This is a genomic window from Aeromonas sp. Y318-1, assembly GCF_027706125.1.
Taxonomy (GTDB): domain Bacteria; phylum Pseudomonadota; class Gammaproteobacteria; order Enterobacterales; family Aeromonadaceae; genus Aeromonas; species Aeromonas hydrophila.
The window spans coordinates 258,790-285,105 of sequence record NZ_JAPDCM010000003.1; the positions used below are offsets into that span (position 1 = coordinate 258,790).

Below are 26,316 nucleotides of genomic sequence, written 5' to 3' on the forward strand. Positions count from 1 at the left end.
AATCAGGTAATCAGGTAATCAGGTAATCAGGTAATCAGGTAATCAGGTAATCAGGTAATCAGGTAATCAGGTAATCATTTTAACCCATTAGGCATGGAGGAAAGTTGATATCTCTGCTCTTGCCACCTTCCTGTGTGACCCTGGCTTTAATTCACCGGATGCCAGTCATGTATGTTCACCACAGAATAAGGCTTCGTCGAAAACCAGTAGCCAATAGTGATGGACAATATTGGACATACACCACCGAATATGACGCAGACCATATATCACCTGTTATAATCGTATATAAATTATTATTTGTGACTGATATCCCACACTTTTTTATGGCGATTGATTTCTCAAAGTGGGGTGTTATCATCTAAACATAGAGTAAAGGGCAAACCGGTCGAAAGGTCGGGACGCAAAGCCACCGGTCTAAGGGTTCATAACCTAAGACAGCGGAGCTGCCATCTGAGAAGAGCGATGTCATCAGTTGTATCTGTGTCATTCTCTTTGATTGCGTTGCCCTTTTCGTACAACGACATGTGACGAAAAGGACATAAAAATGAACACTTCCACCGCTTCCGTTCGCAACAGCGCCATCCGTTTCGCTTCTTCTGCCGCCGCAGCCATGCTGCTGGGTGCTGCCTTGCTGCCTGCTACTGCCTCCGCCGCCGACGGTTCCGTCACCTTCACCGGTACCATCTACGAAGCTCCCTGCGATTTTGCCGACAACAGCGTGACCTGCTATTCCGGCACTCAGCGCCAGACCATGGATCTGGCCAGCCTGCAGCAAGCCGGCAGCCTCAATACCATCAGCAGCACCATGCAGTACAAGCTCTCTGCCGGCAGCAGCAACATGGCCATCGTCACAGTCAGCTACCTCTGATCGGGTCGTTCCTGCCATCAGCCCGGGGTTGTTCATTACCTCGGGCGGATCTGTTCGTCTTTTGAAGAATGAGCCCCCACAGCCTCACTTAGGCTGCCATTGTTAACGCCCGCTCACCATCCGCCAATCCCTCTCCTGTTCTCTCGATTTCCATGTTGACTGCCGCCCGGCGGCTTTTCACTACGATACTCACTGCGACACTCGGCTTTCTACGCAGGCAGATCAGCACTTTCCCTGCTTGCTACCCAGCTTGCTACCCAGCTTGCTACTGTCGCATTCCCGCTTGGCGGGAGAATCTCAAACGAGACGTTGATCACAGTTGCCGGCCTCAGACTGAGATCCCCCCCAGATGGCAGATGAGTCCTTGCTATCAACCGGGTCCCTAATGGGGCTCACTTTGTTTTGATTTAATCTAAATAAATGATTTATATGGCCTGATTGGTGGGTTGATATCCCTTTGGGGCTGACTAGATTGCACGCGTCAATCACGCAGACAATCAAGCAAAGGGATAAAAATGAACAATCTGGGTACCAGGTTGCTGCTGCTGGCAGCACCGGGCCTGTTTGCCACTTCGGCGCTGGCCAATTACTCCCCCTCCGACTGGCAACAGTATCAACTCAAAGGTGAATCCAGACGTCAGCTGGGGGATCGTCTCACCGAAGTGACCTACGAGCTGAGCGCCCGCAGCGGCGACGCTCCCTATCAGCAGCTGAGGGTGTATCGCCGCTTCGACTGGAGCGATGCCAACCTGGCTGCGCTGGCAGAACAGCAGTGCGGCGAGCCGCAGCTCAAGATCGAGCAGGGCTGGCAGATCCGCTACCTCAGCTGTGAAGAGGTGGTGCCGGCCGGCAAGGCCGTCCCGGCCAGCAGCTATGACTATGGCTACGGCATGAAGCAGGGCCGCTGGGAGCCACTGGCAGGCACCCCGACCGCGCCGCGTCAGGATCGTCTGCCGTTGGCGGAGCGGGTCATCCTGGGTCACAGCGAGCAGGAGCTGGATCGCTGCGAGCTCAACACCGAAGGTCGCTGCGCCGAGCAGGCATGGCAGTACCAGCCGCAAAACTGGCAGCAGTTGAAGGTGCTGGAAGAGACCCCCAATGAACGGGATGGTCGCCTCGAGCAGATTTTCTTCCGCCTGCAGCCCATCGCGGGCAGCCAGGCCGCCAAGCAGGTGAGCGAGCTGCACGTCTGGCGCCAGTACACCTGGTTGCTGGAACAGGCCAAGACCCAGCAGGAGTGCGATGAACCCCAGACCCGCCAGGAAGGGGACAAGACCATCAGCTATCGGGTGTGCCGTCAGACCCTGCCCGCTGGCAGCGAAGTGCAGGTGGTCTTGAAGGACACCGGCTATCAATACCCGGTGGGGGGCAGCGAATGGCAGGCCCTGCCGGAAACAACCGAGTGGCAGGAGAGCCGGGTGCTCAACCGCCCCATCGTGCTGGCCAGCAAGGAAGAGCAACTCGACTGTCGCCGTGCCGACGGCCGCGCCTGTTCCGAGCCGGATCTGCCGGGCACCGAACTGCTGGACGCCGAAGCGGCCAAGATAGTGCAGGATGCCAGTGGCCAGCCCGCGCCGGTCTGGCAGGAGAACTATGGTCACGATGACACCAAGCTGCTGGCCGTGTCGCGCGGCATCCAGAGCCTGCTGGCGGCCAATCAGCCGGCCCATCCGGCCATGAAGCTGCTGCTGGAATACGTGCGCGCCCACAACTACCACAACTACGGCAAGCACAAGGAAGACGGCCCGGCCGCCGCCGAGGCGCTGGCCGAGGCATTGACGGCGCTGGGCGCCCATCCGCTGCTCTTCCCGGAGCAGGCCAGCGACGAGGTTGGTGCGGTCATGGGCGCCTGGAGCATCGCCCTGCACGGCCAGTTCAAGAGCCCGGCAGTGCAGAGCCGCTTTGGCACCCTGCTCGGCGAGTTCAACCAGATGCTGGCCTACAGCACCCGCCATGCCAGCGAGATCAACGGTCAGCACGCCTGGGCGACCGGCCTGTTCGATCTGCTCAACTTCCTCGACTTCGCCAGCGACTACAGCGACCCCTTCGCCAACGACTTCCGCCAGCAGGATGGCGAGCTGCGCAAGCAGCTGCACGCCCTCGGCATGAGCGAGCTCGCGTTGTGGAAGGGACGGGATGGTGCCGATCTGTTCCTGCTCAACAACGTGCTGGATGCCTACACCCGCCTCTACCGGGTCGCCCGCTATACCCGCCCGGACGAGCTCGACGGCTACCGCAAGCTGCTGGATGACTCCGTCATCGCACTGGTTCGCCACCACGACCTGATCCCCGGTGGTCAGCAGAGCCAGGATCTGCTGGAAGACATGTCGCTGACCCTCTCCACCTACTACCTGACCTACACGGACCGCACCAGCGAAGCCTGCATCAGCGGTGACTTCGCCGGGCTCTGCACCCCCGTCCGGGTGGAGGACGTGCTGCCGTTCGAGCACACCTGCTCGCCGACCCTGCGCCTGCGGGCCCAGGATCTGACCATGGCTCAGGCCGAGGGGATCTGCCGTGAACTGGGTGCCGAAGAGCAGCAGTTCCATCAACAGATGGAAACCGGCTGGCAGCCGGTAGCGGATGATCACAACGAGGCGCTGGAACTGGTGGTCTTCAACTCCTCCGCCGACTGGAAACGCTACGGCAGTGCCCTGTTCGGCGGCGTCTCCACCGACAACGGCGGCATCTACCTCGAAGGGGATCCGGCTCGCCCCGGCAACCAGGCCCGCTTCTTCGCCTACGAGGCGGAGTGGAAGCGCCCAGCGTTCCAGGTGTGGAACCTGCGCCACGAGTACGTGCACTATCTGGACGGCCGCTTCAACCAGTACGGCAGCTTCGGCCACTACCCGCTCAACCGCACCACCTGGTGGTCGGAGGGGCTGGCGGAGTTCGTCGCCCACGGCCAGTGCTTCGCCCGCGGTCTAGACAACGTCGCCGGCCGCCCGGCCAACGACCGTCCTGCCCTGGCCGACATCCTGCACCTGGATTACGACAAGGGCGGCGAGATGGTCTACTCCTGGTCCTACACGGTGCACCGCTTCTTGAACGAGACCGGTCGCGGCGCCAGCTGGCTGGCCATGGCCCAGGCCCTGCGCAACCCAGATCAGCAGCAAGCCATGAGCGCCTTCGAAGCCGAGCTGGACCAGCTGATTGCCAATGACAGCGAGGCCTACCAGCAGTGGCTCGGCCGCGAGCTGCTGCCCTGGTGGGAAGCCAACAAGGACTCCGACGAGTGCAAGGCCAACGACTCCTCCCACTGAGGACGAGAGGCTATGACAAGGGGCGGCCATGGCCGCCCCTGCTTATGAACGATTTTAATCGGCTCAGGATCAAGCAGTTAGCCGACCTCTCCCTGCGACAACCTCTGCCCGAGTGACGTCTTCGGCGGTCATCAAGCCTGACGTACGGCGGCAACTTGTAATAGAATGACCCTCTGTCACCTCTTACTTCAGACCCGAACCGCACCGCGCATGAAGAAGTTTGCCAAGATCCTGCTCGCCTGCCTCTGCCTGTTGCTGGCCTCCGTCGCCACACTGCTGGGCTACAGCGAGTGGACCGTCTCGGACGCCCGTCACTACACCTACGACGACGTCAATGCGGTGCCCTACAACCGGGTCGCCCTGGTGCTCGGCACCTCCAAGTACCTGATTGGCGGCAGCCCGAACCACTACTTCAAGTACCGGATCAAGGCCGCCGCCGAGCTCTACAACAACGGCAAGGTGGACTACATCCTGGTCTCCGGCGACAACGCCACCGTGCAGTACAACGAGCCGCGCCAGATGCGGCGGGCTCTGATCCAGGCCGGCATCCCGGCCAACGCCATCTACAGCGACTACGCCGGCTTTCGGACCCTGGACTCCATCGTGCGAGCCAAGGAGGTGTTCGGTCAGGCCCACTTCACCGTGGTCTCGCAGGCCTTTCACAACGAGCGCGCCATCTTCATAGCCCGCCATTTCGGCATCGAGGCGGTCGGCTTCAACGCCGTGGATCCCAGCGCCTATCAGGGCATCAAGACCCGGGTACGCGAGGTGTTCGCCCGCCTGATGGGGCTGCTCGACCTCTACGTGCTGGACAAGGGTCCCAAGTTCCTCGGCGAGCCCATCGTCATCGGCGGCCCGGTCCCCTGCCAGGCGTTGAGCACTATAGGGGCGAGCCAGCCCTGCCTGCCCATTGCACCGCCCCCTCATAAGCCGAAGGCCAAGCCGGCAGCGGCAGTGAGCGCTGCAACCGCCACCAGTGCGGCGGCCGCAACCAGCGGTGCCCCGGCCACCAGTGCAGTTGCACCGAGCGAGTCAACGCCCGTGGATAATCCGGCTGCCGCCAGTGCGGCAACACCAACCAGCGGTGCCTTGGCCACCAGCGCCGCCGTGCCGAGCGAGGCAACGCCCGTGGATAATCCGGCTGCCGCCAGTGCGGCGCCGCCAACCGGCAGCGCGCCGACCCCTCAATAGCAGAGACCCGCCAACAGGCGGGTCTCTTTCATTGCGCTCGGTATTTCCGGCGATCAGGCCAGCGCCGCCACGTAACGCCGCGCCACCTCGTTCCAGTCGATCACCTTGTAAAACGCGGCTATGTAGTCGGGACGCTTGTTCTGGTACTTGAGGTAGTAGGCGTGCTCCCACACATCCAGCCCCAGAATGGGCACCAGCCCATCCTGCAGGGGGCTGTCCTGGTTGGCGCTGCTCACTACCTGCAGCTTGCCGCTCTGGTCGACCACCAGCCAGGCCCAGCCGCTGCCAAAACGGCTCAGCGCCGCCTGGGTAAAGGCCTGTTTGAAGGCCTCCAGTCCGCCCAGGTCTCGTTCGATCGCCGCAGCCAGCTCGCCGCCCGGCTCGCCGCTACCCTGCGGACTCATCACCTGCCAGAACAGGCTGTGGTTGGCATGACCGCCGCCGTGATTGCGCACCGCCCCCTGCACCTTGCCAGGCAGGCTGTCGAAGCGGGCAAGCAGCTCCTCCACCGGCAACGCCGCCAGCTCGGGGAGATCGGCCAGGGCGGCATTGAGGTTGTTGATGTAGGTCTGATGGTGACGGCTGTGATGGATCTCCATGGTCAGCGCATCGATGTGGGGTTCCAGCGCGTCATAGGCATAGGCAAGGGCTGGCAGGGTATGGCTCATGGTCACCTCTGTTTATTGTGATTAATGCAGTTGGCGGGCGGACTCGGTCTGGCACAGGCACTGACCGAGGCAGCGGCGGATGCCGTCGTGGTTGCCGTGTTTGCGCAGGAAGGCGAGCAGCTCGGCATGGGTGCTGCGGGTGTGGCGCAGGGCCGCATCCCGCAGAGGATCGGGGCTGGCCGGCGACTGGCTGGTGGCGAGCAGGCAGTCGTGGATGTGGCACAGCAGGTCGGCAGCCCGCTCCGGCCGCGCCATGGCGACCAGCAGATCCGCCAGATTGTGGTGGGCCACCACCAGCGCGGCGACCGCCTCGTCCACGTCGGGCCAGCCGGCAAACTGCTGGCGGGCCAGCCACAGCGCCTGCTGATAGCAGGAGAGCGCCTTGCCGTGCTCACCGGCATCGAAGTGGCGATTGCCGCTCATGGTCTGCACCTTCCAGTGCACCATGCTGCTGTCGCTCTCCTCCGTCCCTACCCATCCTCTTACCCAGCTCGCCGCCATGATCCTCAACACCGCAAATGATAATAATTATTATTTAACTTATGTGGGCGGCGAACACAAGGGATAGTTGTGCCGACACCGCCAACAGCCCTGCCCATATGGGTAGGGCTTTTTTGAATCTGTCTGATTGGTGATCATTTGCACAGATGCAAACGTCCCGCTCCGTCATGCTGGTCGGTACTGGCATGAGGCCGGTGATTGCCGCTGCGGCAACCTTATTCACAAGGATGGACAAGATGAAAAAATGGCTATTGGTGCTGCTGTGCGCCCTGCCCATGCTGGGCCAGGCGGCAGGTTATACCCAGACCCGCTACCCCATAGTGCTGGTGCACGGTCTGTTCGGCTTCGACAAGCTGCTCGGGGTCGACTACTTCTACGGCATCCCCCAGGCACTGACCCGGGATGGTGCCAGAGTCTATGTGGCCCAGGTCTCCGCCACCCAGAGCTCGGAACTGCGCGGCGAGCAGTTGCTCAAACAGGTGCAGCAGGTGCTCGCCATCACGGGGGCGGAGAAGGTGAACCTCATCGGCCACTCCCACGGCGGCCCCACCATTCGCTACGTCGCCTCGGTCGCCCCCGAGCTGGTTGCCTCCGCCACCAGCGTGGGCGGGGTCAACTACGGCTCGGAGATCGCCGATCTGGTGCGCGCCAACGTGGCACCGGGCTCGGTGGCCGAGAAGCTGGCGGTGGCTGCCGCCTCCGCCCTGTCCGGGGTCATCTCGCTGCTCTCCGGGGGCAGCCAGCTGCCGCAGGATCCCCTCGCCGCCCTCGACGCCCTCACCAGCGCCGGCGCCCAGCGCTTCAACCAGCGCTACCCGGAGGGGCTGCCCAGCCAGTACTGCGGCGAAGGGCCCATGCAGGCCGCCAACGGGGTCTACTACTTCTCCTGGAGCGGGCGCGGCACCATGACCAACATCCTGGATCCGGTGGATCCGGCGCTGGCGCTGACCGGCAGCTTCTTCAAGGAGCCCAACGACGGCCTGGTCGGGGTGTGCAGCAGCCACCTCGGCAAGGTGATCGGCACCGACTACCGGATGAACCACCTGGACGAGGTGAACCAGTCGTTCGGCATTCGCCACCTGTTCGAGACCGACCCGGTCAGCCTCTATCGCCAGCACGCCAACCGCCTGCAGAGACTGGGACTATGAGCAAGGCATGGCTGATGGCCGCTCCGCTGGGCGCGGCCCTGCTGCTGGGGGGCTGGCAGCTGTGGCCCGCTCCGAACTCCACCTCGGCCGCTCCCCCGGTGCAAGAGGCCGGGTCGAGCTCCCCCCTGCCCAGGCAGGCTGCCCCCTCGCCCGATGAGAACTCGCTGCAGGCCCGCTATGAAGCCTTTCTCGCCGCCGAGGGCAGCCTGACGGTGCCGACCGATCCGGGCCTGGCCAGCCTGCAGGTGCTGTTCGACGAGCGCGAGCAGTTGCGCCAGCAGAGCTTCACCCCGGCCGAGCAGGAGCAGCTGTTTGCCGAAGATCGGCTGATGGAGCAGTGGACCCTGCGCCGCAAGGCGCTGGCGGAGGCTGGCGATGCCGACAAGCCGCTGCTGGCGAGCGAGCTCGAGCTCTGGCTGGCGGAGCAGCCCCAGTGGTTTCGGGAGGCGGAGGCCAACAGCCGCCTGCTCGGCGACCTGCAGAGTCTGGAGCGGCTGCCCGCGACCGAGCGTGACGCCGTGCTGCGCGAGCAGCTGGGGCCGGAGGCGGCGGACCGGCTGCATCAACTGACGCAAAACCAGCAGGGGTTCGAGCAGCAGCTGGCCGGCTATCTGGCCGAAATCAAGCCACTGCCCGCCGAGCGCCGGGCAGAACAGCAGCCGGAGATCCTGGCGCGCTGGTTCGAACCCGACCAGTGGCGACGGGTGGAGGCCCTCACCCGGCTCAGGCTGGGCGAGTAACCGCCACAATAACCAAAATAAAAAGGGGGCCCATATCTGGGCCCCTTGCTTTAATACTGCCGCGCTTACTGCGGCTTGTTGGCACCCGGCAGCGGCTGCCAGGTGAGGCGGGTCACCTGGGGTCCCTGCACCTCGCACTTGAGGCTCAGATCCTGCCACCCCTTCTCCTGGCGCAGGGAGACTTCCCCCTCTATGCCCTCGGCGCGGGTCTTGAGCTTGGCCTGCTCGAAGGTCACCTTGTCACCCCCGGCCAGCGCCATCAGCTTGCCGTTGCAGAGCCAGTGGGCCAGCTCCGCCCCCTTGAGCTTGACGCCCCCCTTGGCCGCCTTCTGTTCGGCGGCGCTCGGTGCAAACAGCTGACCCAGCTCGGCCGCCCGTTTGGTGAGCCAGACTTCCCGCTGCTGCATGCTCATCTTGCTGACGAACTCAGCGGGCTGCCCCTTCTCGTCCAGCCACTGGGTCAGCTTGCCGCCATCGTCAAAGGCGAACTGGGCGGCGGGCTCCTTCACCCCGAACAGCTTGCCGCCCTTGAAGTAGTAGCGGCTCTCCCCTTCCAGCTTGCCCTGCTCGTTCATGATGGGCACGGCGATGATGACGGGAGCGCCATCCACCCAGGCCTTGATGTCGACGCCATCGTGGCTGAACAGACGGGTATCGAGGGCGCTCTCGGCCCCCTTTTCCATCAGGGAGAACTGCTCGGCGAGGGAGGCCGCCACGGAAGGCAGGGAGCAGAGCCCCAGTCCCAAGCCGAGGCTCAGGGCGATCACGGTATTGCGCATAAGTGTCCTGTGATTGGCCGGTGGGCCAAGGTTAGCTTTCTATCAGCCAGGCCCGCAGCCCCTCCCGGTGGCGATCGCTCAGGGGGATGGACTGGCGGGACTGGTAGTCAAAATGGATCAGGGTGGTTTCGGCGGTCACCGCCAGCTCGTCCCCCTGCCAGGCTTCCTGCCAGAGCGTGAAGGAGCTGGAGCCGATGCGGCGGACCCCGGTTTTGATCAATACCTGCTGGCCGTAGAACAGCTCCCGTTTGAACTGCACCGTGTAGCCCGCGATGATCAGATGCCAGTTGTGCACATCCAGCTCGGGGGAGAAGATGCGAAACAGCGGGTCGCGGGCCGATTCAAACCAGACCGCCGGCACCGTGTTGTTGATGTGGCCGAGGGCATCGGTCTCTTGAAAACGGGGTTGGATCTGCATTTCCAGCATCGATATCGACTCCTTGTCGTTGGACCGCGCTCAGGCTAACGCGGCCCGCCTTTGGACTCAAGCTCCCCCGTCGTGTCGCCGGCGCCGACGGCCAGCTCCGGGCGCAGCCAGGCGCTGCGAAAATCGAACCAGCCGAGCGCCGTCATCCGCACCCCGTGCACGCCGACCCGGCTCTCCAGCTCCAGCCAGTGGTGAAACAGCGGCACGAACCAGCCCTGCTGCTGCACGCTTGCCAGCAGGGCGCGCGGCCCCGGCTCCTCGCCGCTGGCACGCCACTGCGTCAGCCCCTGCCACAGACGCTGCTGGCTGCCCCACACCTTGCGCAGCAGCGGAATGCCCTGCAACCAGGCGTAGGGGGCGAAGGCATGTTCGTGCTCCAGGTTGAGGGTGCCGAGCCAGAGATCCACATCCTCGTCCGCCCCGCTCACCCAGCGGCCGTAATCCAGGGTGCGCACCTCGAGCCGGATCCCCTGCTCTGCCAGCAGGCTGCTCATAGCGTTGGCACACTCGTTGAACTCCAGGTGCTGGTTGAAGCAGGCCAGCACCAGCTGGCGCGGCAGCTGTTTCGGCGTCGGCAGCGGGGCTGGCTGCGCCTCGCGCCAGTGGGGCAAAAGGCCAAGCGCGCTGGTCCAGCCTCGCTGCAGCTCGGGGGCGACCCGCGCCATCAGGGCGATGGGGTTGAGCAGGCCGGCCAGCCACTGGCGCAGGGCGGGATCCTGCAAGGATGCGGCTCTGTCGTCCTGCAGCAGGAAGTAGCAGCCGGATTCCAGCTCGGACTCGCCGCGCATGGTGCCGAGCTCGGGGCTGTCGCGCCCCAGCTGCAGGTGGCTCTCCAGCCGCTCCGCCAGCTCCGGCAGCATCCAGATGTCGATCTCGTCGAGCAGGGCGCGCAGGCCGAAGTAGTCGTCGAATGCCTCGAGGCACAGCTGCAACGGGTCGTTGGCGGTCACCCGGTAGGGGCCGGTGCCCACCGGTTGCAGGGCAAAGCCCGCCTCCCCCTTGAGCTCGCGCGGCAGGATGGCCGCCACCGGCTCGGCCAGCAGGTGCGGCAGCAGAGGATCAGGGCTGTCGAGATGAAGATCCAGGGTGCGCGGCCAGGGGCTCTCCAGCCGCGCCAGATGGGTGAACAGCGGGCGATCCCGCAAGGCCAGCAAGCTCTCCACCACGTCCTCCACCACCAGCTCGCGGCCGTGGTGAAAGCGCACCGCCGGCCTCAGATAGAAACGCCAGTGGCAGGGGCCCAGACACTCCCAGTGGTGGGCCAGATCCCCCTCGATTTCCCCATTTTCCTCATTTCTCCGGGTCAGGCCGTTGAAGATCTGGCGGCTCAGGTGGATTTCGGAGCGGCGCAGCGGGCCGGTGGGCAGCAGGCGCGGCAGCGGCCGGTAGTAGGGCACCCGCAGGATCTGGCGCCCTTCCCGAGTGGCCTGGCCGAGCTGCTCGATCAGCAGCGGGGTGAGCAGATCGAGGCGATCTTCGGCCAGCCGTACCGCCTGCGCCAGCTGGCCCTGGCTCAGCAGATCCCGCAGCCGGCGCCGGGTCAGGCTCTCCTGGTTGTCGAGCAGGGTGAGCCGGGAGCGCCGCCCCCGCCCGGCCTCCGCCGCCCAGCTGAGCCAGCCCTGATCCTGCATGCGGCGCAGCAGCAGGCGGGCATTGCGCGGGGTGCAGCAGAGCAGATCCGCCACCTCGGCGAGGCTGATCTCCCGCTCGTCACAGCCAAGCTGCTGGGCGAGCCGTTGGAATTGCTGGTAAAGGCGGCTGGTGGGCATAAAAGAGGAAATCCAGTTGCTTAAAGTCATCAGTTTTTACTTCCGCATTTTAGCTCAATACTGCTGGCGAACGTGAGAACCACAGCACAGGAGCACCATCATGAGCCACGCCAACCCCATCAAACCGAACCGGATCCAGCAGATCCTGCGCCGTTACTTCAAGCGGATCCTGCCCAGGCCGCTGACCCTGATCGAGGATCCCATGAGCCAGCTCAACCGCCTGATGCAGTGGGACATGCAGCAGATCGACGATCGGGAGTATCGCCGCCGCCTCTGAGCCCCGCTCGCCCGGGTCACGCAACGGAGGGCGCAGTTCGCCAGCGGGCGCAATTGCTTTGCCGGATTGGGTGGTTTACATCGGCGCTGAGCCTGATAGATTGGACGTCTATCCATCTATAACTGCTACCCAGCAACATCCAACAAGGAGTGTGTGATGAAAGATGCGACCCTGGCCCTGCACCACGGCTTTACCAGCGACCCCACCACCAAGGCCGTTGCCGTGCCCATCTACCAGACGGTGGCCTACGAGTTCGAGAGCGCCCAGCACGGGGCGGATCTGTTCAATCTGGCGGTGCCAGGCAACATCTACACCCGCATCATGAACCCCACCAACGATGTGCTGGAGCAGCGGATGGCCGCGCTGGAAGGGGGGATCGCCGGCCTGGTGGTCTCGGCGGGTTCCGCCGCCATCACCTACGCCATCCAGGCGCTGACCGCCGCCGGCGACAACATCGTCTCCACCCCCCAGCTCTATGGCGGCACCTACACCCTGTTCGCCCACATGCTGCCAAGCTTCGGGGTCGAGGTGCGCTTCGCCAAGGATGACAGCGCCGAGGCTATCGCTGCCCTCATCGACGACAACACCAAGGCGGTCTACTGCGAGAGCATCGGCAACCCGGCCGGCAACATCGTCGATCTGGCGGCCTTCGCCAAGGTGGCCCACGCCCGCGGCGTACCGCTCATCGTCGACAACACGGTCGCCACCCCGGTGCTGTGCAAACCCATCGAACACGGCGCCGATATCGTGGTGCACAGCCTGACCAAATACGTCGGCGGCCACGGCAACTCGCTGGGTGGCGTCATCGTCGACTCGGGCAAGTTCCCCTGGGCGGATCACGCCGAGCGCTTCCCCCAGCTGACCAAACCCGAACCTTCATATCACGGGGTGGTCTACACCGAGGCCTTTGGCCCGGCCGCCTTTATCGGGCGGGTGCGCACCGTGCCGCTGCGCAATACCGGCGCGGCGCTGGCGCCGATGAACGCCTTCCTGCTGCTGCAGGGGCTGGAGACCCTGAGCCTGCGCATGGAGCGCCACGTGGACAACGCCTTGCGGGTGGCCCACCACCTCAAGCACCATCCCAAGGTAGCCTGGGTCAGCTACGCCGGTCTGCCGGGTCACCCCCACTACCTGCTGGCGGAGAAATACATGGCCGGTCGCCCCTCGGCCATCCTCTCGTTCGGCCTGAAGGATGGCTATGAGGCGGGGGTGCGTTTCTACGATGCACTCAAGATCTTCAAGCGGCTGGTCAACATCGGCGATGCCAAGTCGCTGGCCTGCCACCCGGCCTCCACCACCCATCGCCAGTTGAGCGAGGAAGAGCAGGCCAAAGCCGGGGTGAAACCTGAGATGATCCGGCTGTCGGTGGGGATCGAGGCCATCGAGGACATACTGGCGGATCTGGATCAGGCGCTGGAGGCCTGAGTCAGTCAACGCAGGAGCGGGCATCCAGCCCGCTCTTTTTTGGCCAGCGGTGAACCTGCCACCGCGCAGCTGCGTATACCGCCTTCCGTCACTGCGTCGAGGTTTCCATGATAGTCCTGCACCACCTGAACAAATCCCGCTCCCAGCGCATCATCTGGCTGCTCGAAGAGCTGGGCCTGCCCTATGAGATCAAGGCGTATCAGCGCGATGCCACCACCTTTCTGGCGCCGCCCGAGCTCAAGGCCATCCACCCCCTCGGCAAGTCGCCGGTCATCGAGTTCGACGGCCGGGTGCTGGCCGAATCCGGTGCCATCACCGAGTACCTGATCGCCCGCCACGCCGCCGATCGGCTGGCTCCGGCCCCCGACAGCCCGGACTATGCCGAGTATCTGCAGTGGCTCCACTTCGCCGAGAGCTCGGGCATTCTGCCGCTGCTGCTCGACATGTTCGTGCGCAAGGACGGCAGCCCGATGCGCTTCCTGCCGGACTACGCCAAGGCCGAGTGTGCCAAGGTGCTGGGCTACCTCGATGAGGTGCTGGCAAGCCGCCGCTATCTGGTGGCCGATCGCCTCACCGGCGCCGACATCCTGAACTCCTTCCTGGTGGATCTGCTGGCGCAAAGCGGCCAGCTGGCCCAGTTCCCGCATCTGCAGGCCTACTGGCAGCGCCTCAACACCCATCCGGCCCGCCAGAAGGCGGCAGCCCTGGAGCGCGAACTGGACCGCAGCGCCGGATAAACGGCCGCGCCCGGCAACACCATGCAAAACGCCCCGATGATCGGGGCGTTCTCTTTTCCGGCCGTCAGCCAGATGATCAGAGTGCGTGAGAGAGGATCCTGGCCGCACTTGTTGTCCAGATCGCCCCTTGGCCAAGGGCCTCAGGCCTAGAGGGCGTGGGAAAGGATCCGCGCCACTCAGATTGCGAGGCGCGAGTCCCCTGACTTAAAGCGCGTGGGACAGGATCCTGGCTACCTTGTCCGGATCTATGTCCTGCTGCTCCCCGAGGGCGGTCAGGCCGAAGCGCTTTAGGTTGGAGCAGATGCCGGGGATGCAGCTCTCGCTCAGGCCGTAGTCGGCGAGGCGGGTGCCCACCCCCATCTGCTGGAAGAACTGCTCGGTGCGGATGATCGCCTCCTCGATTCGCAGCGCCTTGTCCTCGCGGCTGGAGTGCCATACCCGCTCGGCGAACTGGGCCAGCTTCTCCTGCTTCTGGGCAGATTGCTCGCGCAGCAGGGAGGGCAGCACCACCGCCAGACTCTGGGCATGATCCAGCCCGTGCAGGGCGGTGAGCTGGTGACCGATGGCGTGGGTGGACCAGTCCTGCGGCACACCGCGACCGATGAGGCCGTTGAGCGCCAGGCTGGCCGCCCACATCAGGTTGGCGCGCACCTGGTAGTTGGTGGGCTCCGTCAGCGCACGCGGGCCGTTGTCCACCAGCACCTGCAGCAGCCCTTCCGCCAGCCGGTCCTGCACCTCGCCCCCCACCGGGAAGGTGAGGTACTGCTCGATGATGTGGACGAAAGCATCCACCACCCCGTTGCCCACCTGGCGTGGCGGCAGGCTGTAGGTGGTCGTGGGATCCAGCACCGCAAACACCGGCTGCACCAGCGGGTTCATGAAGGAGAGCTTGGCCTCCCCGCGGCTCACCACGGCGGCCGGGTTGCTCTCCGAGCCGGTGGCCGGCAGGGTCAGCACGCAGCCCAGCGGCAACGCCCCCTTGATGGGGGCCTTGTGCAGCAGGATCTCCCAGGGATCCGCCCCTTCGAAGCAGGCCGCGGCGGCCACGAACTTGCTGCCATCCACCACGGAACCACCGCCGACCGCCAGCAGGAAATCGATGCGCTCGCGCTTGACCAGGGCCACCGCCTCCATCAGCTGATCGTACTGGGGGTTGGCGCCGATGCCGGGAAACTCCAGCCACTCCCGTCCCGCCAGCGCCTGGGTCAACTGCTCATAGACCCCGTTCTGTTTGATGCTGCCGCCGCCGTAGAGCACCAGCAGGCGGCTGCCGGCCGGGATCAGTTCGGGCAGCTTGGCGATCTGGCCGTCACCGAAACAGACGCGGGTAGGATTGGCATATTGGAAGTTGTACACGGCAGAGCCCTCGGTTGAATGCATGCAGGGGAATTGTGCGCCTGTGGCTCCGGCAGGTCAAAAAACGGGAGCCGGCTATCAAATTGCGCAGCGGGGGCCGGGCTAGCGGAAAGATGTGATGTGGCGCCACTCCTGTTTCCGTGCCGCTCTGCTATGGTCTCTCTGGGAACCGGGTGTTCCACTCTCATCGCCCCGCTCCCACCCTCCTCACTCTTTTGTTGATAAGGTCTGACACATGAAACTCAAGCATGCATGGATTGCCGGTTTGCTCTCCCTTTCAACCTGCCTGGCACAGGCCGCCGAGGTGGCGGCCGAAGTCACCACGGCCCCTGGCAAGGCCAATCTGGTGGAAGCCGTTTCGGCCCAGGCCACGGTCACCGCCATCGATATGGCCAGCCGCAAGGTCAGCCTGAAAAACGCCGCCGGCGAAGCGTTCGACATCGTCGCCGGTGAGCAGGTCACCAACCTGGCCAACCTCAAGGTGGGCGATACGGTAGCACTGAGATACATGCAGATGCTGGATCTGGAGCTGCTCAAGGGCACCGCCGGGGTGAGAAAACGTGTCGTGGAAGTGGCGGCCGACAAGGCCGAGGCAGGCGAGAAGCCGGGCGCCGGGATCGGCAAAAAGGTCACTCTCTATGGCGACGTCATCGCGGTCGACAAGGGGCAGCAGACCATCACGGTGAAGGGGGTGGATCACACCCTGGTGCTCAAGGTGCACAACCCGGCCCAGTTTGCGCTGATCGCCAAGGGCGACCAGATCAAGGCCGTGCAGACCCAGGCGGTGGGGATCGGCATTCTGCCCGAGAAGAAGTAACGACGGCCTGAGTCAATGCAGCGGCCGGACGCCGTCCGGTCACCAAGGGAGTGGCAGCCGCCCTCCCTTTTTTGCTGCCGTGGTGGCGGCGCAGAGCGGCCCGTGCTGCGCCGTATCGGCAAGCCGCTCATGGTGCCCGGACAGGGGCAAGTGATTGCCCCCACCGACCATGGATTGCCGTTCGAGTCATCCCGCCGCTCAGGCGCTCTTGGTCTCTTCCTTGGCGCTGCTCTTCTTGCCGGTAAGGCGGTCCATCGCATCCTGCAACATGGCGTCCCGCTGCTCGTTGAGCGGCTTGCTCTGCTCCGCCCGCTCCTCGGCAGTCAGCTGCTTGTTATCGGCAATCGTCTTGAGCTTCTCTTCTATCTCGTTGAACTTCTTGCGATCAAAGCCGAGCGCCTTGTCCACCAGCTGCTGCATCACGCCCCCCTTGTCGGAGCCGATGTCGAGCGCCGGCGGCAACTTGCTGTTCTTGGCCAGGTGTTCATAGGTCAGCGCCTGCTGGGCCTGGCCAGTGATCCGCTGGGAAGAGAGGTTGACCAGATCTTCCCAGCCGCCACCCTGACCGCTGTCGGCACTGCTGAGGGTAGCGAGGGCGCGGTTGTTGGAGGCACTCTGGGCAAGCTGCTGGCTGTAGGGTTTGATATCCATGGGGACTCCAGTCTGCATGCCGATCCGGCATGACGAGGTCGCTGATTCGATGGCATGAGGCGCCAGGCCCCATCATTGGCAATAAAACCAGCAAGTTGCAGGCCAACTTGCCAGATTGGCGCGGATCCCGGCTCGCACGGGCTTGCGAGCCTCCCGATGCTCATCTAGACGTCAGGATCATGACGCCGCGCTGCCCAATCGGCAGGTTCTGGTGCATATCGCTGCCTTTTTCACGCTTTACCAGACAAAGCAAAGGAACGACTCATAGATCACAAAACAAACAACCAGCGAGGCATACAATTTCGGCGCACAAAACGACCAGCAAGCAGTGTTATGGATGAAATGTTTGCGTCATCGACCATGAGCAGCACGATCCCCCGGCAGCGTATCGGCGGCCGATCGCTCTGCGGCAGACCTGCATCCCACCGCCTGGCTTTCACTCACAGTTACGCTTCGGGCAATCCCATGAAAAAACACACCTTGAGTCTTCTCTCCGCCACCCTACTCACCCTGCTTGGCACCAGTGCCGACGCCTGTACCGGCCTCATCGTCGGCAATGGCGCCAGTGCCGATGGCAGCGTGATGATCGCCAGAAACGAGGATTTTGGCGTCAACAACTGGAACAAGTACCTGGCCTTCCGGCCCGCGCAGCAGAACGAGGGCAAGGTCTGGAAACTGGGCAACGGGCTGGAAGTACCGATGCCCAAGGCCTTCTTCGCCTACTCAGCCATTCGTGACTGGGATGCCACAACCAGCGACCCGGCAGGCAAGTATTACGAGGAGCGCGGCATCAACGAGTTCAACGTCGCCATCTCGGCCACCACCAGCGCCGAGGTCAACGACAAGGCCCAGAAAGCCGATCCGCTGATCGAGAAGGGAGTAATTGAAGCCATCATCCCGACCCTGATCCTGCCGCAGGCCAGGACGGCCAAAGAGGGGGTCAAGCTGCTCGGCCGTTATGTGGAGCAATATGGCGCCGGTGAGGGTAACAGCCTCTATCTGGCGGATGTAAACGAGGCCTGGCTGATGGAGATCGGCTCCGGCCACCACTGGATAGCGGTGCGGGTGCCGGACGACAGCTACACCATGGTGGCCAACGGCCTGCGCATCCACGGCGTCAATCTCGACAGCGCCGATGTGCTGCACTCGCCCAGGCTGCTGGAGTTCGTACGCGAACACAAACTGCTGGATAACGCCGACCCGAAAGAGTTCAACTTCGCCAAGGCGTTCGGGGTCATCGCCGACCCCTACAACGTGGATCGGGAGTGGCTCGGCCAGAAGATGCTGACCGCCAGCCACCCGCAGCCGACCCGGCAGGCGCAATATCCACTCTTTATGAAGCCGGATGCCCCCATCGCCGTGCCGGACGTGGCCAGGCTGCTGAGTGCCACCTATGAGGGCACGCCGCTGGCCGGCAAGGCGGAGCGGCCGATCCGCATCGACAGGCAGCTCGAATCCCACGTCATCCAGTTGCGCAAGGAGATGCCCAAAGAGCTGCAGGGATTGATCTGGCAGAGCTACGGCGTGCTGGCCGAGTCGGTGATGGTGCCGCTCTACAACACCCTGGAATCCTACCCCCTGCCCTATCGCAGCGGCAGCGACAGCTACTCCGATGATTCCGCCTACTGGCAGTTCCGCAGCCTGACCGCGCTGGCCAGCGCCGATCCGGACAAGTACCTGCCGCTGCTGCGCGGTGTCTGGAGCAAGGAGAGCAGCAAGCTCTACCAGGAGGTGGCCCTGCTCGACAAGAGCCTGAAGCAGGCCTATGCCAACGACAAGGCTACCGCCATCGGGCTGGCCGCCGACTACTCCTATGGCCAGTTGGAGCAGACCTATCAGATGGCCAAAGAGCTGCGCTACAAGCTGATGACGGATCTCACCAAGCGCACCGAGCAGAAGTATTCGCCGGAGGAGTTCAAGAAGATCATGAGCCTGTAATCGGCTCACCAACGCAAAGAGGCTCCCAAGGGAGCCTCTTTCATTTCGTCAGCTGCAGCCATCAGCGGCGGCTGATATTGAGCGGACCGAAGGTCTGCGCCACCGGCATGATCTCGATGCTGTTGATATTGACGTGGGCGGGCTGCTGGCTCACCCAGAGCACGGTATTGGCGATGTCTTCCGGCTGGATCGCCTGCACCCCCTGATAGACGCTGGCCGCCTTGGCATCGTCACCGTGGAAGCGCACGTTGGAGAACTCGGTGCCGCCGCACAGGCCCGGCTCCACGTTGGTGACGCGGATGGCGGTACCCGCCAGATCGGCGCGCAGGTTGAGGCTGAACTGCTTCACGAACGCCTTGGTGGCGCCGTAGACGTTGCCGCCCGGATAGGGGTAGGTGCCGGCGATGGAGCCGATGTTGATGATGTGGCCGCGATTGCGCGCCACCATGCCCGGCAGCAGCAGGCGGGTGAGCAGGGTCAGACCGCTGATGTTGGTGGCGATCATCTGCTCCCAGTCTTCCAGATCCGCCTTGTGGGCCGGCTCCAGCCCCAGCGCCAGCCCGGCGTTGTTGACCAGCAGATCCACCTCGCTCCACTCGGCCGGCAGAGCGGCGATGGCAGCGCGGGTGGCCGCCTTGTCCTGCACGTCGAACACCAGCGGCAGGAACTGCGCGCCCAGCTCGTCGGCCAGCGCAGCCAGCCGTTCGGCACGACGGCCGGTACCGATCACCCGGTAGCCCGCCAGCACCAGCTGACGGCTGATGGACTCACCAAATCCGGACGAGGCGCCCGTTACCATTGCTATCATCTGAACCTCCATATCTACAGCGCTATTGTTATTTATCTGTTTGAAATCAATTTGATTCATTCATCGCTCAATTCACGCCCGGTCACCCTGCGCCAGACAAACACCAGCAGGTGAAGCAGCAACAGGCCCGATCCCCCCAGCGCGAACAGCAGACCGGTGAGGGCGTTGACCGAGGTGTCGGCGCCACACCACCACCAGACCAGCCAGCCGACCAGACCGATGACGAAGGTCTGGCCGGCGCAGACCGGGCAGCGCCCCAGCTTGGCCTTGATGGCGGTGGCGAGGCAGTTGTCGCAGCTCATCCCCTCTTCCTCTCTCAGGCCTGCTTCAGCGCCAGCACCAGCCGGTGGGCGTGCTGACCGTGGCCATAATAGTCCGGCAGCTTCTGTCTGGGCCGAAAACCCAGCTCGCGATAGAGGGCCTGCGCCTCTTCATTGGCATCGCCGACCTCCAGCCGGATCGCCCCCCAGCCGCCCTCTTTGCCCTCCTGGATCACCTGCTCCAGCAGGCGGCGGGCCCAGCCTTGCCGGCGGATGGTCCAGCGGATGGCGAGGGTCTGGATGATCAGCCGATCCCAGCCCCTGTGCTCCAGCAGGCAGAGGTAGCCCATCAGCTGCTCCTGCTGGTCCAGCACCAGCAGGGTACGCCCCTTGGCGTGGGTCAGCAGATAGTGCCAGCGGCTGCGGCCAAAGGCGACTTCAGGGGGAAAACAGTAGCGTTCCAGCTTAACGATGGCGCCCAGATCATCGGTCCGGGCCGCGCGCACGGTCAACACGGGGAGTCCTTGTTCGGTTATTTATCTTCATCACCAAAAATGCGACTTGTATCACAAGTTACCAAGGCGGCATATTAGGCACTGTAACCTCTTGTTTCCCCTCGCGCCATTGTCGTGCTTGTCGGTGCATCGAAGCCCACTGGGGATCCTGCCGCTTAAGGCAGTTTCATCTGTGGAGCCGAAAAAATGAGTACCTACGTCATCGTCGAAGAACCGGGCGACTGGCCTTGCCATGCCGATTATCTGCTGACTGCCCGCACCTACCTGCAACACGGGGTGCCCACCACCGGCGGCCGTCCGCGCATCATCAACCTCTGCCGCAATCTGGAGCACCTCAGCGCCGGCTACTACTGCTCGCTGCTGGCCCAGGCCCGCGGCCACCACTGCCTGCCGGGTTTGCAGGCCATCAGCCAGCTGCAACCCCAGCAGCCGCCGGCCAAGCTGTGGCGCAAGCTGCAGGGCTGGCTGGCCCAGCAGAGCGAGGACCGAATCCGGGTGCGCGCCATCTTCGGCCAGTGCGAACAGAGCGAGCTGGCGGGGCTGGCCCGCTACTACTACGGCCTGAGCCAGCTGCCGCTGCAGGAGCTGACCCTCAAGCGCGGCCGCCACGGCTGGTCGGTGCGCCAGCAGCAGAGCCTGTCGCCGCTGGAACTGAGCCCAAGCGAGAAGGCGCTGATGCTACACCACGCCCAGGCGCTGGTGGGCACCGGTGACGAGGAGCAGGCGGCGCCGCTCTATCAGCTCGCCATCCTGGTCGACCCCAACGACGGTCGCGCCAGCAGCGATGCCCTGGCGCTGGATCGCTTCATACAGGCGGCCGCGGCGCAGGGGATCCGGGCCGAGATCCTGGCGCCGTCCGCCATCGAGCGGCTGCCGGAGTTCGACACCCTCTGGCTGCGCTCCGAAACCGCGGTCGGCCACTACACCTTCGAATTTGCCCGCCGCGCCGAGCAGCTCAAGATGCCGGTGATCGACAGCTCCCGCGCCATTCTCGCCTGCAGCAACAAGCTCTACCTCTACGAGCTGATGGTGCGCAGCGGCGTGCCCATGCCACCCACCATGGTGGTGACCCGCCGCGGCCGCCACCACGTGGACGAGCTGGTGCAGCGGCTCGGCCTGCCGCTGATGGTGAAGGTGCCCGACGGGGCGCAGGGGCGCGATCTGGCCATGGCCAGCGACGAGCAGCAGCTGGCCCGCCTGCTGGATGAGGGGCTGGCCCGCTCCGCCCTGCTGCTGGTGCAGAGCCGGATCCCCGCCGAGTTCGACTGGCGCATCGGCTTTCTCGACGGCTCGCCGCTGTTTGCCTGCCGCCGTTTCCGCCCCGAGCCCGGCAACCGCATCCGCCGCCGCAAGCACCCCCTCGACATGAGCCGCATCGAGGCGCTGCCGCTCAACGAGGTGCCGGAGCGGGTGCTGCAAACCGCCCGCCGCGCCGTCCATCAGCTCGGCAACGGCCTGTTCGGGGTCGATCTGCGCCAGCAGGGGCGTGACTGCGTGCTGCTGGAAATCATCGACAATCCCTGGATACGTGGCGATATTGAGGACAGAGAGGCAAAGGACCTCTACGAGCGTCTCGCCCGGGCCTTCCGCCAGCGGCTGGAGAACCGGGGGCAGAGCGCGGCCGGATAACAAGCATCGATAGCAGAGGTGGATATGATGACGACTGATTGGTGGGACATAGCGCCCCTTGGCTGGGAGAACATCCTGGTCTGTCTGGTGTGCGGCACCCTGGTGGGGCTGGAGCGGCAGTTGCGCGGCAAGCCGGTCGGCATCCGCACCTCCTCGCTCATCATCCTCGGCACCTACTGCTTTCTCGCCATCGGTGCCGCCGTCAGTCCCCAGAGCGCCGATCAGGCGCGGGTGCTGGGCCAGCTCATCACCGGCATCGGCTTTCTCGGCGCCGGGGTGATGATGACCCGGGATGGTCAGGTACTGGGGGTCACCTCCGCCGCCACCGTCTGGATGCTGGCCGCCCTCGGCGCCCTCATCGGCATGCAGATGCTGCACCAGGCGCTGCTGCTCACCGGCGTCACCCTCTCCATCCTGGTGGGGGTGGACTACCTGGAGACCAGCTTCAAGAGCCTGCGCCGGGGGGTGCACAACCGGCTGGAGAGCTGGCGGCACGGTAATGGCCACGCACAGGCCGCCCCCCATCAGGACGAACTCGGCAGCGGCATCGAGAAGTAAGTTCCCCATGAAAAAAGGGCTCCATCACGGAGCCCTTTTTGTTGCCAGCCTTGCTTAGCGCACCAGCAGGAAGCGGCCGCTCAGCGGCGGCAAGTCCACCGTCACGCTGCTGCCACCGATGGCCAGGCTCTCGCCGCTTTGCAGATCCACCAAGGCGCTGGCACTGCGCAGCTTGCCGACCGGCACCGCGTAGCTCTGGGGCGTGCTTGAGACGTTGAGCAGGTAGACTACTTGCTCCGCCGCCGTCTGCTTGATGTCGCCATAGACGCTCCCCTCGGCCACCAGCTTGACCCGCTCCCCCTGATAGAGGGCGGGGTGGGCGGCACGCAGGGCCAGCAGCTGGCTGAGCCACTGTTTCAGCTCGCTCTGCTCGCTGCTCGGCACGAAGCCGGTGGCCCCCGGCACCTTGCCATCGCTGCGGGCCACGTGATCGTCACAGAGCCCCTGCGCGGCGCAGTCGCCCCCCACCTGCTTGGCAAAGCCCGGCACCTCGTCGCCAAACTCCTCGCCGTAGTAGAGGGTGATGGGGCCGGAGCGGGCCGCCAGGAAGCTGAAGGCCGCCTTGTGGCGCTGCCAGTAGTCCGCCGGATTGAAGTTGCCGCGCTCCAGCAGATCGCCGAAGCGCACCAGATCGTGGTTGCCCAGCATCAGGTTGGGCATGGCGTGGTTCGGGTAGTTCTCCACCTTGTTCCAGCTGGCGTCGAGCACGCTGGCCCCCTGCCCGCCCTTGCCGGACTCCTCCACCGCCAGCGCCTGCACCAGGCCGTAGCGCAGCGGGAAGTCGAACGCCGAGGAGAGCGCCGGATTGTCGCTCGGTCCATACGCCTGGGCGCGGATCTCGTCGGCGCCCTTCCACACTTCGCCCACCATGTAGCCGAGGGTGCCCCACTGCTGGCCGGCGGCCTTGCGCGCCGCGCTGGCCCGCTCCACCTCGCTGCGAATGGCGCGCCAGTCATCGAGGCCGAGCTGATAAGCCTGATCAAGGCGCCAGCCGTCGATGCCGTACTGCTCGACCCAGTAGCGGGCCACCTCCTTGAAGTAGGCGAGGCTCTGGGACTGGCTGTAATCCACCAGCTGGCCGGGATAACCGGCCCCGCCGCTCTTGAGGACGGGCAGCCGTCCCTCGGGCGAAGGCTTGCTCACCCCCACCTTGTTGACGTGGCCGAACACCCCGTCGAGGAAGACGTAGAGGCCGCGCTGATGCGCCCCGTCCACCAGCTTCTTGAGTTGGACGTTGCTGCCGAAGTTGGGGTCCACGTTGAAGAAGTCGCAGGCGAAGTAGCCGGTGGCATCCAGCTTGTCGTCACCGCCTTGCCCCGCGCAGGAGTCAAACACCGGGGTCAGCCAGATGGCGTTGACGTTGAGGCTCTTGATGTGGTCCAGGCTGTCGATGATCCCCTGCAGATCGCCGTTGTGCTGGGAGGGGCCGTAGCCGACGCCGTAGTTGGCGCTGCCGTCGCCGTCGACGAACGACTCCACCATCACCTGATAGGTGCGCAGGTTGCAGGCCGGCTGATCATTGCCGTAGCAGGCGCGGCTGGCGGTGGCCGGCGGCGGGTTGGTGACCGGGGGCTGCTGGGGCTCGCTGGAGCCGCTCCCGCCTCCGCTGCCGCAAGCCGTCAATAACAGGGCGGCCCCGATGAGGCCGCCATGGCGCAACGTTCCTTGTTTCATTGTTATGTTCCCGCTGTGGTGGTATCGGCGCCCAAAGCGCCACACTGGGGCCATGATAGCGGCCCCGCCCGCACGGGTCTGTGACTGAAAACGTTACCTGGCTCAGTCGGTTGGCGTACCGGCCTAGAGCACACCGGCCGAGGCGAAACGGTAACTGACCGAGAGCCAGTAGGCGCGGCCCGGCTCCGGAATCCGCCCCACCTGCTCGTAGCCCAGCCCGGCCTGACTGGCGTGTACCGACTTGGAGAGGTGCTCGTAGTAGAAGGTGTCGAACAGGTTGTCGACCCCGGCCGACAGCTGCCAGCCTGGGTGGAACTGCCAGGCGGCGCTCAGGTTCATGGTGAAGAAGCCCGGCGTCTCCCCCTGATCCTGGCCGGCTACGGTGCCGGAGCCCACATCGACCCGATCCTGCGCGGCCACGGCGCGGCCCAGCAGGGTCAGGTTCCACGCCTCGGCCGGCTGCCAGCCCAGCGCCAGCTTGCCATCGAGCGGCGGCATCTGGGCCAGCGGCTGGTGGTCGCTCTGGTTTTCGCCGTAGACCACCGCCAGACCGCCATCAAGGCGCCACTGCTCGGCAAACTGCCAGCGCCCTTCCAGCTCGCCGCCGCGGGTCTGGGCGTCGATGTTGCGTACCTTGTTCGACTTGTTGTTATAGAGCAGGTAGTCCTGAATGTCGGCGCTAAAAAGGGAGAGGGTCAGATCCAGTTCGCGGCTGCGCAGGGCCAGCCCCGCATCCCACTGACGGCTGCGCTCCGGGTTGAGGGTGAAGGGCACGCTGTCCTTGCTGCGCTCCCAGTAGTCCGGCGCCCGTTTCGCCTGGCCCCAGGCCAAGTAACTCGACCAGGCCGGCGACCACTGGTATTCGTAGCGGCCAAAGCCGCTGTCCAGGGTCAAGGTATCGCTGTAGAGGGTCTGATCCCCCGCGCCATAACGGGTGGTCTCGACCCTGTCCTGTCGGTAACCCCCCTTGTAACTGTGAGCGCCCTGCTGACGGCCCAGCTCGGCGAAGCCGCCCTGCTGCTCGAAGCGCAGGGTGCGCTGGCGCGGCTGGCTGGCGTAATCCACCCCGCTGCGGGCCCTGTGCTGATCCCGGTTGGCATCGAGCCCGGCGGTCAGCAGCCAGTCGGCCGGCAGGGCGATGTCGTTGGCCCAGCGCCCGCCGGTGTTGCGCCGGTCCGGGTTGGAGAGCATCTTCATGCCGCTGTTCGGACGCAGGCTGAAGTTGTCCATGATGTGGTCGATGTCGTTGTCCCACAGGGTCAGCTCGCTGCGCTGCCAGTAGCGGCTGATCTGCTCCTGCCTGAGCTTGAGGCCGAAGGATTCCCGATCGAACATGGGGCCGTCCATGGTGCGATCCGCATAGGCGGCGCGGGCGTTGCTGCGCTCGGCGGTGAGTTCCAGCCAGGTGTGCTCACTGGGCGTCCAGCCAAGCTGGGCGGTGCCGTTCTCGCGCCGGTAGAAGGAGCGCACCTTGTCGCCATGGCCGTCCTGATAATCATCGCTGTCGGAGTGGGTGAACTGGCCGCGCAGATAGCCCTGCGGCGCCCCTACTGTGGCATCCAGCATCTGGTCGTCGCGCCCGAAACTGCCATAGAGCGCCGATGCCTCGGCCTTGACGCCGGGGGCGGTGAACTCGGGCCTGTCCCGCTCGAACAGCACGGTACCCGCCAGGGTCGCCCCCTGTTCGAGGGATTGCGGCCCCTTCAGCACCCGGATCCGGTCGAAAGATTGAGGAAAGACGTAGGCGGTGGGCGGATCCATCCGGCCGCCGCAGCCACCGGCCAGCATGCCGCCATCCATCTGCACGTTGAGGCGGGACATGCCCATCCCCCGCAGCACGGGATCGCCCCCCAGCCCCCCCTTGCGCACCATGCTCATGCCGGTGACGTTCTTGAGGTAACCGGCGCCGTCGGCCGCCGGCATGGGGGAGCCTGGCTTCTTGGGATCCAGGGTCACCTCCAGGGTGCTGGCGGGGCGACTGGCGACCACCACCATGGGCTCCAGTTGCTGGACCGGCTCTTGGCCGGCGGCACCGTGACAGGCAAAACCGCCCACCAGCAGGGCCAGCGGGGTGCGCATATGACAAGCCATACTCTTTCCTTATCTCTTTGTTTATTTTGTTTTTTTAATTTCAACCAACAAACCATTCAGCTGCTGGAAGGTTTGCCGTCAGGCTGCAAAAAAGGCCTGCGGCGCAGTGGCGGCAAGCCCTCAGAGGCGAAACCAAGCTAGGGTTGGCAAAATGTTGCGCAGGTTTTACCCAAATTGGGTGAGGAAGGCAAACGCTCAAACATTCCCGTTACAGGAATCTTGGGGT

The 26,316-nt window shown here is 64.5% G+C and carries 24 protein-coding genes and 1 riboswitch; of the genes, 12 read left to right on the plus strand and 12 right to left on the minus strand.

Annotated features, from left to right (window positions below):
* The first annotated feature begins 365 nt into the window (after positions 1 to 365).
* A riboswitch (cyclic di-GMP riboswitch) is annotated at positions 366 to 451 on the plus strand.
* A gap of 93 nt (positions 452 to 544) precedes the next feature.
* The 3 genes from OKB87_RS06050 (at position 545) to OKB87_RS06060 (ending at position 5,322) form a co-directional block, all read left to right on the plus strand.
* Positions 545 to 868 carry a hypothetical protein gene (locus OKB87_RS06050; protein WP_045528977.1) on the plus strand — a complete coding sequence of 108 codons (324 nt, stop codon included), beginning with the start codon at positions 545 to 547 and terminating at the stop codon, positions 866 to 868.
* Between the two features lie 515 nt (positions 869 to 1,383).
* Positions 1,384 to 4,131, plus strand: a complete 2,748-nt coding sequence (locus OKB87_RS06055) for a collagenase (RefSeq protein ID WP_270826804.1) — start codon at positions 1,384 to 1,386, stop codon at positions 4,129 to 4,131.
* 210 nt (positions 4,132 to 4,341) lie between these two features.
* Positions 4,342 to 5,322 carry a SanA/YdcF family protein gene (locus OKB87_RS06060; protein ID WP_199796122.1) on the plus strand — a complete coding sequence of 327 codons (981 nt, stop codon included), beginning with the start codon at positions 4,342 to 4,344 and terminating at the stop codon, positions 5,320 to 5,322.
* 53 nt (positions 5,323 to 5,375) lie between these two features.
* Here OKB87_RS06060 and OKB87_RS06065 read toward each other — a convergent pair whose 3' ends face one another.
* Together OKB87_RS06065 and OKB87_RS06070 are read right to left on the minus strand one after the other, a co-directional pair.
* Positions 5,376 to 5,990 carry a superoxide dismutase gene (locus OKB87_RS06065; protein ID WP_270826806.1) on the minus strand — a complete coding sequence of 205 codons (615 nt, stop codon included), beginning with the start codon at positions 5,988 to 5,990 and terminating at the stop codon, positions 5,376 to 5,378.
* A gap of 21 nt (positions 5,991 to 6,011) precedes the next feature.
* The gene (locus OKB87_RS06070) at positions 6,012 to 6,437 is read right to left on the minus strand and encodes a hypothetical protein (RefSeq protein WP_139707194.1); all 426 of its coding nucleotides are present in this window, start codon (positions 6,435 to 6,437) and stop codon (positions 6,012 to 6,014) included.
* A gap of 290 nt (positions 6,438 to 6,727) precedes the next feature.
* Here OKB87_RS06070 and OKB87_RS06075 point away from each other — a divergent pair, with 290 nt between their 5' ends.
* Both OKB87_RS06075 and OKB87_RS06080 read left to right on the plus strand, forming a co-directional pair.
* Entirely contained in the window at positions 6,728 to 7,639 is a 912-nt protein-coding gene (locus OKB87_RS06075) for a lipase family alpha/beta hydrolase (protein WP_042066117.1), read from the plus strand.
* Positions 7,636 to 8,379, plus strand: a complete 744-nt coding sequence (locus OKB87_RS06080; RefSeq protein WP_270826814.1) for a lipase secretion chaperone — start codon at positions 7,636 to 7,638, stop codon at positions 8,377 to 8,379. The genes OKB87_RS06075 and OKB87_RS06080 overlap by 4 nt, the downstream gene beginning before the upstream one ends.
* Before the next feature lie 65 nt (positions 8,380 to 8,444).
* Here OKB87_RS06080 and OKB87_RS06085 read toward each other — a convergent pair whose 3' ends face one another.
* The 3 genes from OKB87_RS06085 to sgrR are packed head-to-tail and all read right to left on the minus strand — an operon-like array spanning position 8,445 to position 11,354.
* Complete coding sequence (locus tag OKB87_RS06085) at positions 8,445 to 9,158, minus strand: hypothetical protein (protein WP_017408902.1); 714 nt, start codon at positions 9,156 to 9,158, stop codon at positions 8,445 to 8,447.
* A 31-nt stretch (positions 9,159 to 9,189) separates the two neighbouring features.
* A complete protein-coding gene (locus OKB87_RS06090; RefSeq protein WP_011704482.1) occupies positions 9,190 to 9,585 on the minus strand; it encodes an acyl-CoA thioesterase in 396 nt (131 codons plus the stop codon).
* A gap of 35 nt (positions 9,586 to 9,620) precedes the next feature.
* Positions 9,621 to 11,354 (minus strand): HTH-type transcriptional regulator SgrR, encoded by a 1,734-nt coding sequence (gene sgrR, locus OKB87_RS06095; protein WP_270826815.1) that lies wholly within the window; start codon positions 11,352 to 11,354, stop codon positions 9,621 to 9,623.
* Positions 11,355 to 11,454: 100 nt separating this feature from the next.
* On the opposite strand from sgrR, the gene OKB87_RS06100 reads away from it, so the two are divergent.
* The 3 genes from OKB87_RS06100 (at position 11,455) to OKB87_RS06110 (ending at position 13,793) form a co-directional block, all read left to right on the plus strand.
* Positions 11,455 to 11,631, plus strand: a complete 177-nt coding sequence (locus OKB87_RS06100; protein ID WP_016349280.1) for a hypothetical protein — start codon at positions 11,455 to 11,457, stop codon at positions 11,629 to 11,631.
* A gap of 156 nt (positions 11,632 to 11,787) precedes the next feature.
* On the plus strand, positions 11,788 to 13,056 hold the full coding sequence (locus tag OKB87_RS06105; protein ID WP_270826816.1) for an O-acetylhomoserine aminocarboxypropyltransferase/cysteine synthase family protein: 1,269 nt from the start codon (positions 11,788 to 11,790) through the stop codon (positions 13,054 to 13,056).
* A 107-nt stretch (positions 13,057 to 13,163) separates the two neighbouring features.
* Complete coding sequence (locus OKB87_RS06110) at positions 13,164 to 13,793, plus strand: glutathione S-transferase family protein (protein ID WP_242796492.1); 630 nt, start codon at positions 13,164 to 13,166, stop codon at positions 13,791 to 13,793.
* A gap of 204 nt (positions 13,794 to 13,997) precedes the next feature.
* On the opposite strand, the gene OKB87_RS06115 is transcribed toward OKB87_RS06110, so the two are convergent.
* Positions 13,998 to 15,173, minus strand: coding sequence for an iron-containing alcohol dehydrogenase (locus OKB87_RS06115; protein WP_270826817.1), 1,176 nt, complete (start codon positions 15,171 to 15,173; stop codon positions 13,998 to 14,000).
* 211 nt (positions 15,174 to 15,384) lie between these two features.
* Between OKB87_RS06115 and OKB87_RS06120 the strand changes: the two genes are divergently transcribed.
* Complete coding sequence (locus OKB87_RS06120) at positions 15,385 to 15,966, plus strand: hypothetical protein (protein ID WP_017408897.1); 582 nt, start codon at positions 15,385 to 15,387, stop codon at positions 15,964 to 15,966.
* 198 nt (positions 15,967 to 16,164) lie between these two features.
* On the opposite strand, the gene OKB87_RS06125 is transcribed toward OKB87_RS06120, so the two are convergent.
* Positions 16,165 to 16,617 (minus strand): hypothetical protein, encoded by a 453-nt coding sequence (locus OKB87_RS06125; protein ID WP_049046852.1) that lies wholly within the window; start codon positions 16,615 to 16,617, stop codon positions 16,165 to 16,167.
* 465 nt (positions 16,618 to 17,082) lie between these two features.
* On the opposite strand from OKB87_RS06125, the gene OKB87_RS06130 reads away from it, so the two are divergent.
* The gene (locus OKB87_RS06130; protein WP_270826819.1) at positions 17,083 to 18,555 is read left to right on the plus strand and encodes a C69 family dipeptidase; all 1,473 of its coding nucleotides are present in this window, start codon (positions 17,083 to 17,085) and stop codon (positions 18,553 to 18,555) included.
* Between the two features lie 61 nt (positions 18,556 to 18,616).
* Here the strand turns inward: OKB87_RS06130 and OKB87_RS06135 are convergent, their stop codons facing one another.
* The 3 genes from OKB87_RS06135 to OKB87_RS06145 are packed head-to-tail and all read right to left on the minus strand — an operon-like array spanning position 18,617 to position 20,138.
* Positions 18,617 to 19,363, minus strand: a complete 747-nt coding sequence (locus OKB87_RS06135) for an SDR family oxidoreductase (RefSeq protein ID WP_270826820.1) — start codon at positions 19,361 to 19,363, stop codon at positions 18,617 to 18,619.
* A gap of 56 nt (positions 19,364 to 19,419) precedes the next feature.
* Positions 19,420 to 19,665, minus strand: a complete 246-nt coding sequence (locus OKB87_RS06140; protein WP_219312983.1) for a DUF3624 domain-containing protein — start codon at positions 19,663 to 19,665, stop codon at positions 19,420 to 19,422.
* 14 nt (positions 19,666 to 19,679) lie between these two features.
* Positions 19,680 to 20,138, minus strand: coding sequence for a GNAT family N-acetyltransferase (locus OKB87_RS06145; protein WP_049046858.1), 459 nt, complete (start codon positions 20,136 to 20,138; stop codon positions 19,680 to 19,682).
* Positions 20,139 to 20,324: 186 nt separating this feature from the next.
* Here OKB87_RS06145 and OKB87_RS06150 point away from each other — a divergent pair, with 186 nt between their 5' ends.
* Positions 20,325 to 21,767 (plus strand): RimK family protein, encoded by a 1,443-nt coding sequence (locus tag OKB87_RS06150; RefSeq protein ID WP_270802092.1) that lies wholly within the window; start codon positions 20,325 to 20,327, stop codon positions 21,765 to 21,767.
* Between the two features lie 24 nt (positions 21,768 to 21,791).
* Positions 21,792 to 22,325, plus strand: a complete 534-nt coding sequence (locus tag OKB87_RS06155) for an MgtC/SapB family protein (RefSeq protein ID WP_016349269.1) — start codon at positions 21,792 to 21,794, stop codon at positions 22,323 to 22,325.
* A 54-nt stretch (positions 22,326 to 22,379) separates the two neighbouring features.
* Here the strand turns inward: OKB87_RS06155 and OKB87_RS06160 are convergent, their stop codons facing one another.
* Entirely contained in the window at positions 22,380 to 23,999 is a 1,620-nt protein-coding gene (locus tag OKB87_RS06160; protein WP_270826822.1) for an alpha-amylase family protein, read from the minus strand.
* Between the two features lie 123 nt (positions 24,000 to 24,122).
* A complete protein-coding gene (locus tag OKB87_RS06165; RefSeq protein ID WP_270826824.1) occupies positions 24,123 to 26,090 on the minus strand; it encodes a TonB-dependent copper receptor in 1,968 nt (655 codons plus the stop codon).
* Between the last annotated feature and the right edge of the window lie 226 nt (positions 26,091 to 26,316).

Coding starts and splice junctions, on each gene's coding strand:
- sgrR (WP_270826815.1), bottom strand. CDS start 11,354: ATGCCCACCAGCCGCCTTTACCAGCAATTCCAACGGCTCGCCCAGCAG.
- OKB87_RS06100 (WP_016349280.1), top strand. CDS start 11,455: ATGAGCCACGCCAACCCCATCAAACCGAACCGGATCCAGCAGATCCTG.
- OKB87_RS06165 (WP_270826824.1), bottom strand. CDS start 26,090: ATGGCTTGTCATATGCGCACCCCGCTGGCCCTGCTGGTGGGCGGTTTT.
- OKB87_RS06060 (WP_199796122.1), top strand. CDS start 4,342: ATGAAGAAGTTTGCCAAGATCCTGCTCGCCTGCCTCTGCCTGTTGCTG.
- OKB87_RS06140 (WP_219312983.1), bottom strand. CDS start 19,665: ATGAGCTGCGACAACTGCCTCGCCACCGCCATCAAGGCCAAGCTGGGG.
- OKB87_RS06070 (WP_139707194.1), bottom strand. CDS start 6,437: ATGGTGCACTGGAAGGTGCAGACCATGAGCGGCAATCGCCACTTCGAT.
- OKB87_RS06110 (WP_242796492.1), top strand. CDS start 13,164: ATGATAGTCCTGCACCACCTGAACAAATCCCGCTCCCAGCGCATCATC.
- OKB87_RS06135 (WP_270826820.1), bottom strand. CDS start 19,363: ATGATAGCAATGGTAACGGGCGCCTCGTCCGGATTTGGTGAGTCCATC.
- OKB87_RS06130 (WP_270826819.1), top strand. CDS start 17,083: ATGAAAAAACACACCTTGAGTCTTCTCTCCGCCACCCTACTCACCCTG.
- OKB87_RS06150 (WP_270802092.1), top strand. CDS start 20,325: ATGAGTACCTACGTCATCGTCGAAGAACCGGGCGACTGGCCTTGCCAT.
- OKB87_RS06050 (WP_045528977.1), top strand. CDS start 545: ATGAACACTTCCACCGCTTCCGTTCGCAACAGCGCCATCCGTTTCGCT.
- OKB87_RS06120 (WP_017408897.1), top strand. CDS start 15,385: ATGAAACTCAAGCATGCATGGATTGCCGGTTTGCTCTCCCTTTCAACC.
- OKB87_RS06065 (WP_270826806.1), bottom strand. CDS start 5,990: ATGAGCCATACCCTGCCAGCCCTTGCCTATGCCTATGACGCGCTGGAA.
- OKB87_RS06080 (WP_270826814.1), top strand. CDS start 7,636: ATGAGCAAGGCATGGCTGATGGCCGCTCCGCTGGGCGCGGCCCTGCTG.
- OKB87_RS06055 (WP_270826804.1), top strand. CDS start 1,384: ATGAACAATCTGGGTACCAGGTTGCTGCTGCTGGCAGCACCGGGCCTG.
- OKB87_RS06115 (WP_270826817.1), bottom strand. CDS start 15,173: ATGCATTCAACCGAGGGCTCTGCCGTGTACAACTTCCAATATGCCAAT.
- OKB87_RS06075 (WP_042066117.1), top strand. CDS start 6,728: ATGAAAAAATGGCTATTGGTGCTGCTGTGCGCCCTGCCCATGCTGGGC.
- OKB87_RS06085 (WP_017408902.1), bottom strand. CDS start 9,158: ATGCGCAATACCGTGATCGCCCTGAGCCTCGGCTTGGGACTGGGGCTC.
- OKB87_RS06105 (WP_270826816.1), top strand. CDS start 11,788: ATGAAAGATGCGACCCTGGCCCTGCACCACGGCTTTACCAGCGACCCC.
- OKB87_RS06160 (WP_270826822.1), bottom strand. CDS start 23,999: ATGAAACAAGGAACGTTGCGCCATGGCGGCCTCATCGGGGCCGCCCTG.
- OKB87_RS06125 (WP_049046852.1), bottom strand. CDS start 16,617: ATGGATATCAAACCCTACAGCCAGCAGCTTGCCCAGAGTGCCTCCAAC.
- OKB87_RS06155 (WP_016349269.1), top strand. CDS start 21,792: ATGATGACGACTGATTGGTGGGACATAGCGCCCCTTGGCTGGGAGAAC.
- OKB87_RS06090 (WP_011704482.1), bottom strand. CDS start 9,585: ATGCTGGAAATGCAGATCCAACCCCGTTTTCAAGAGACCGATGCCCTC.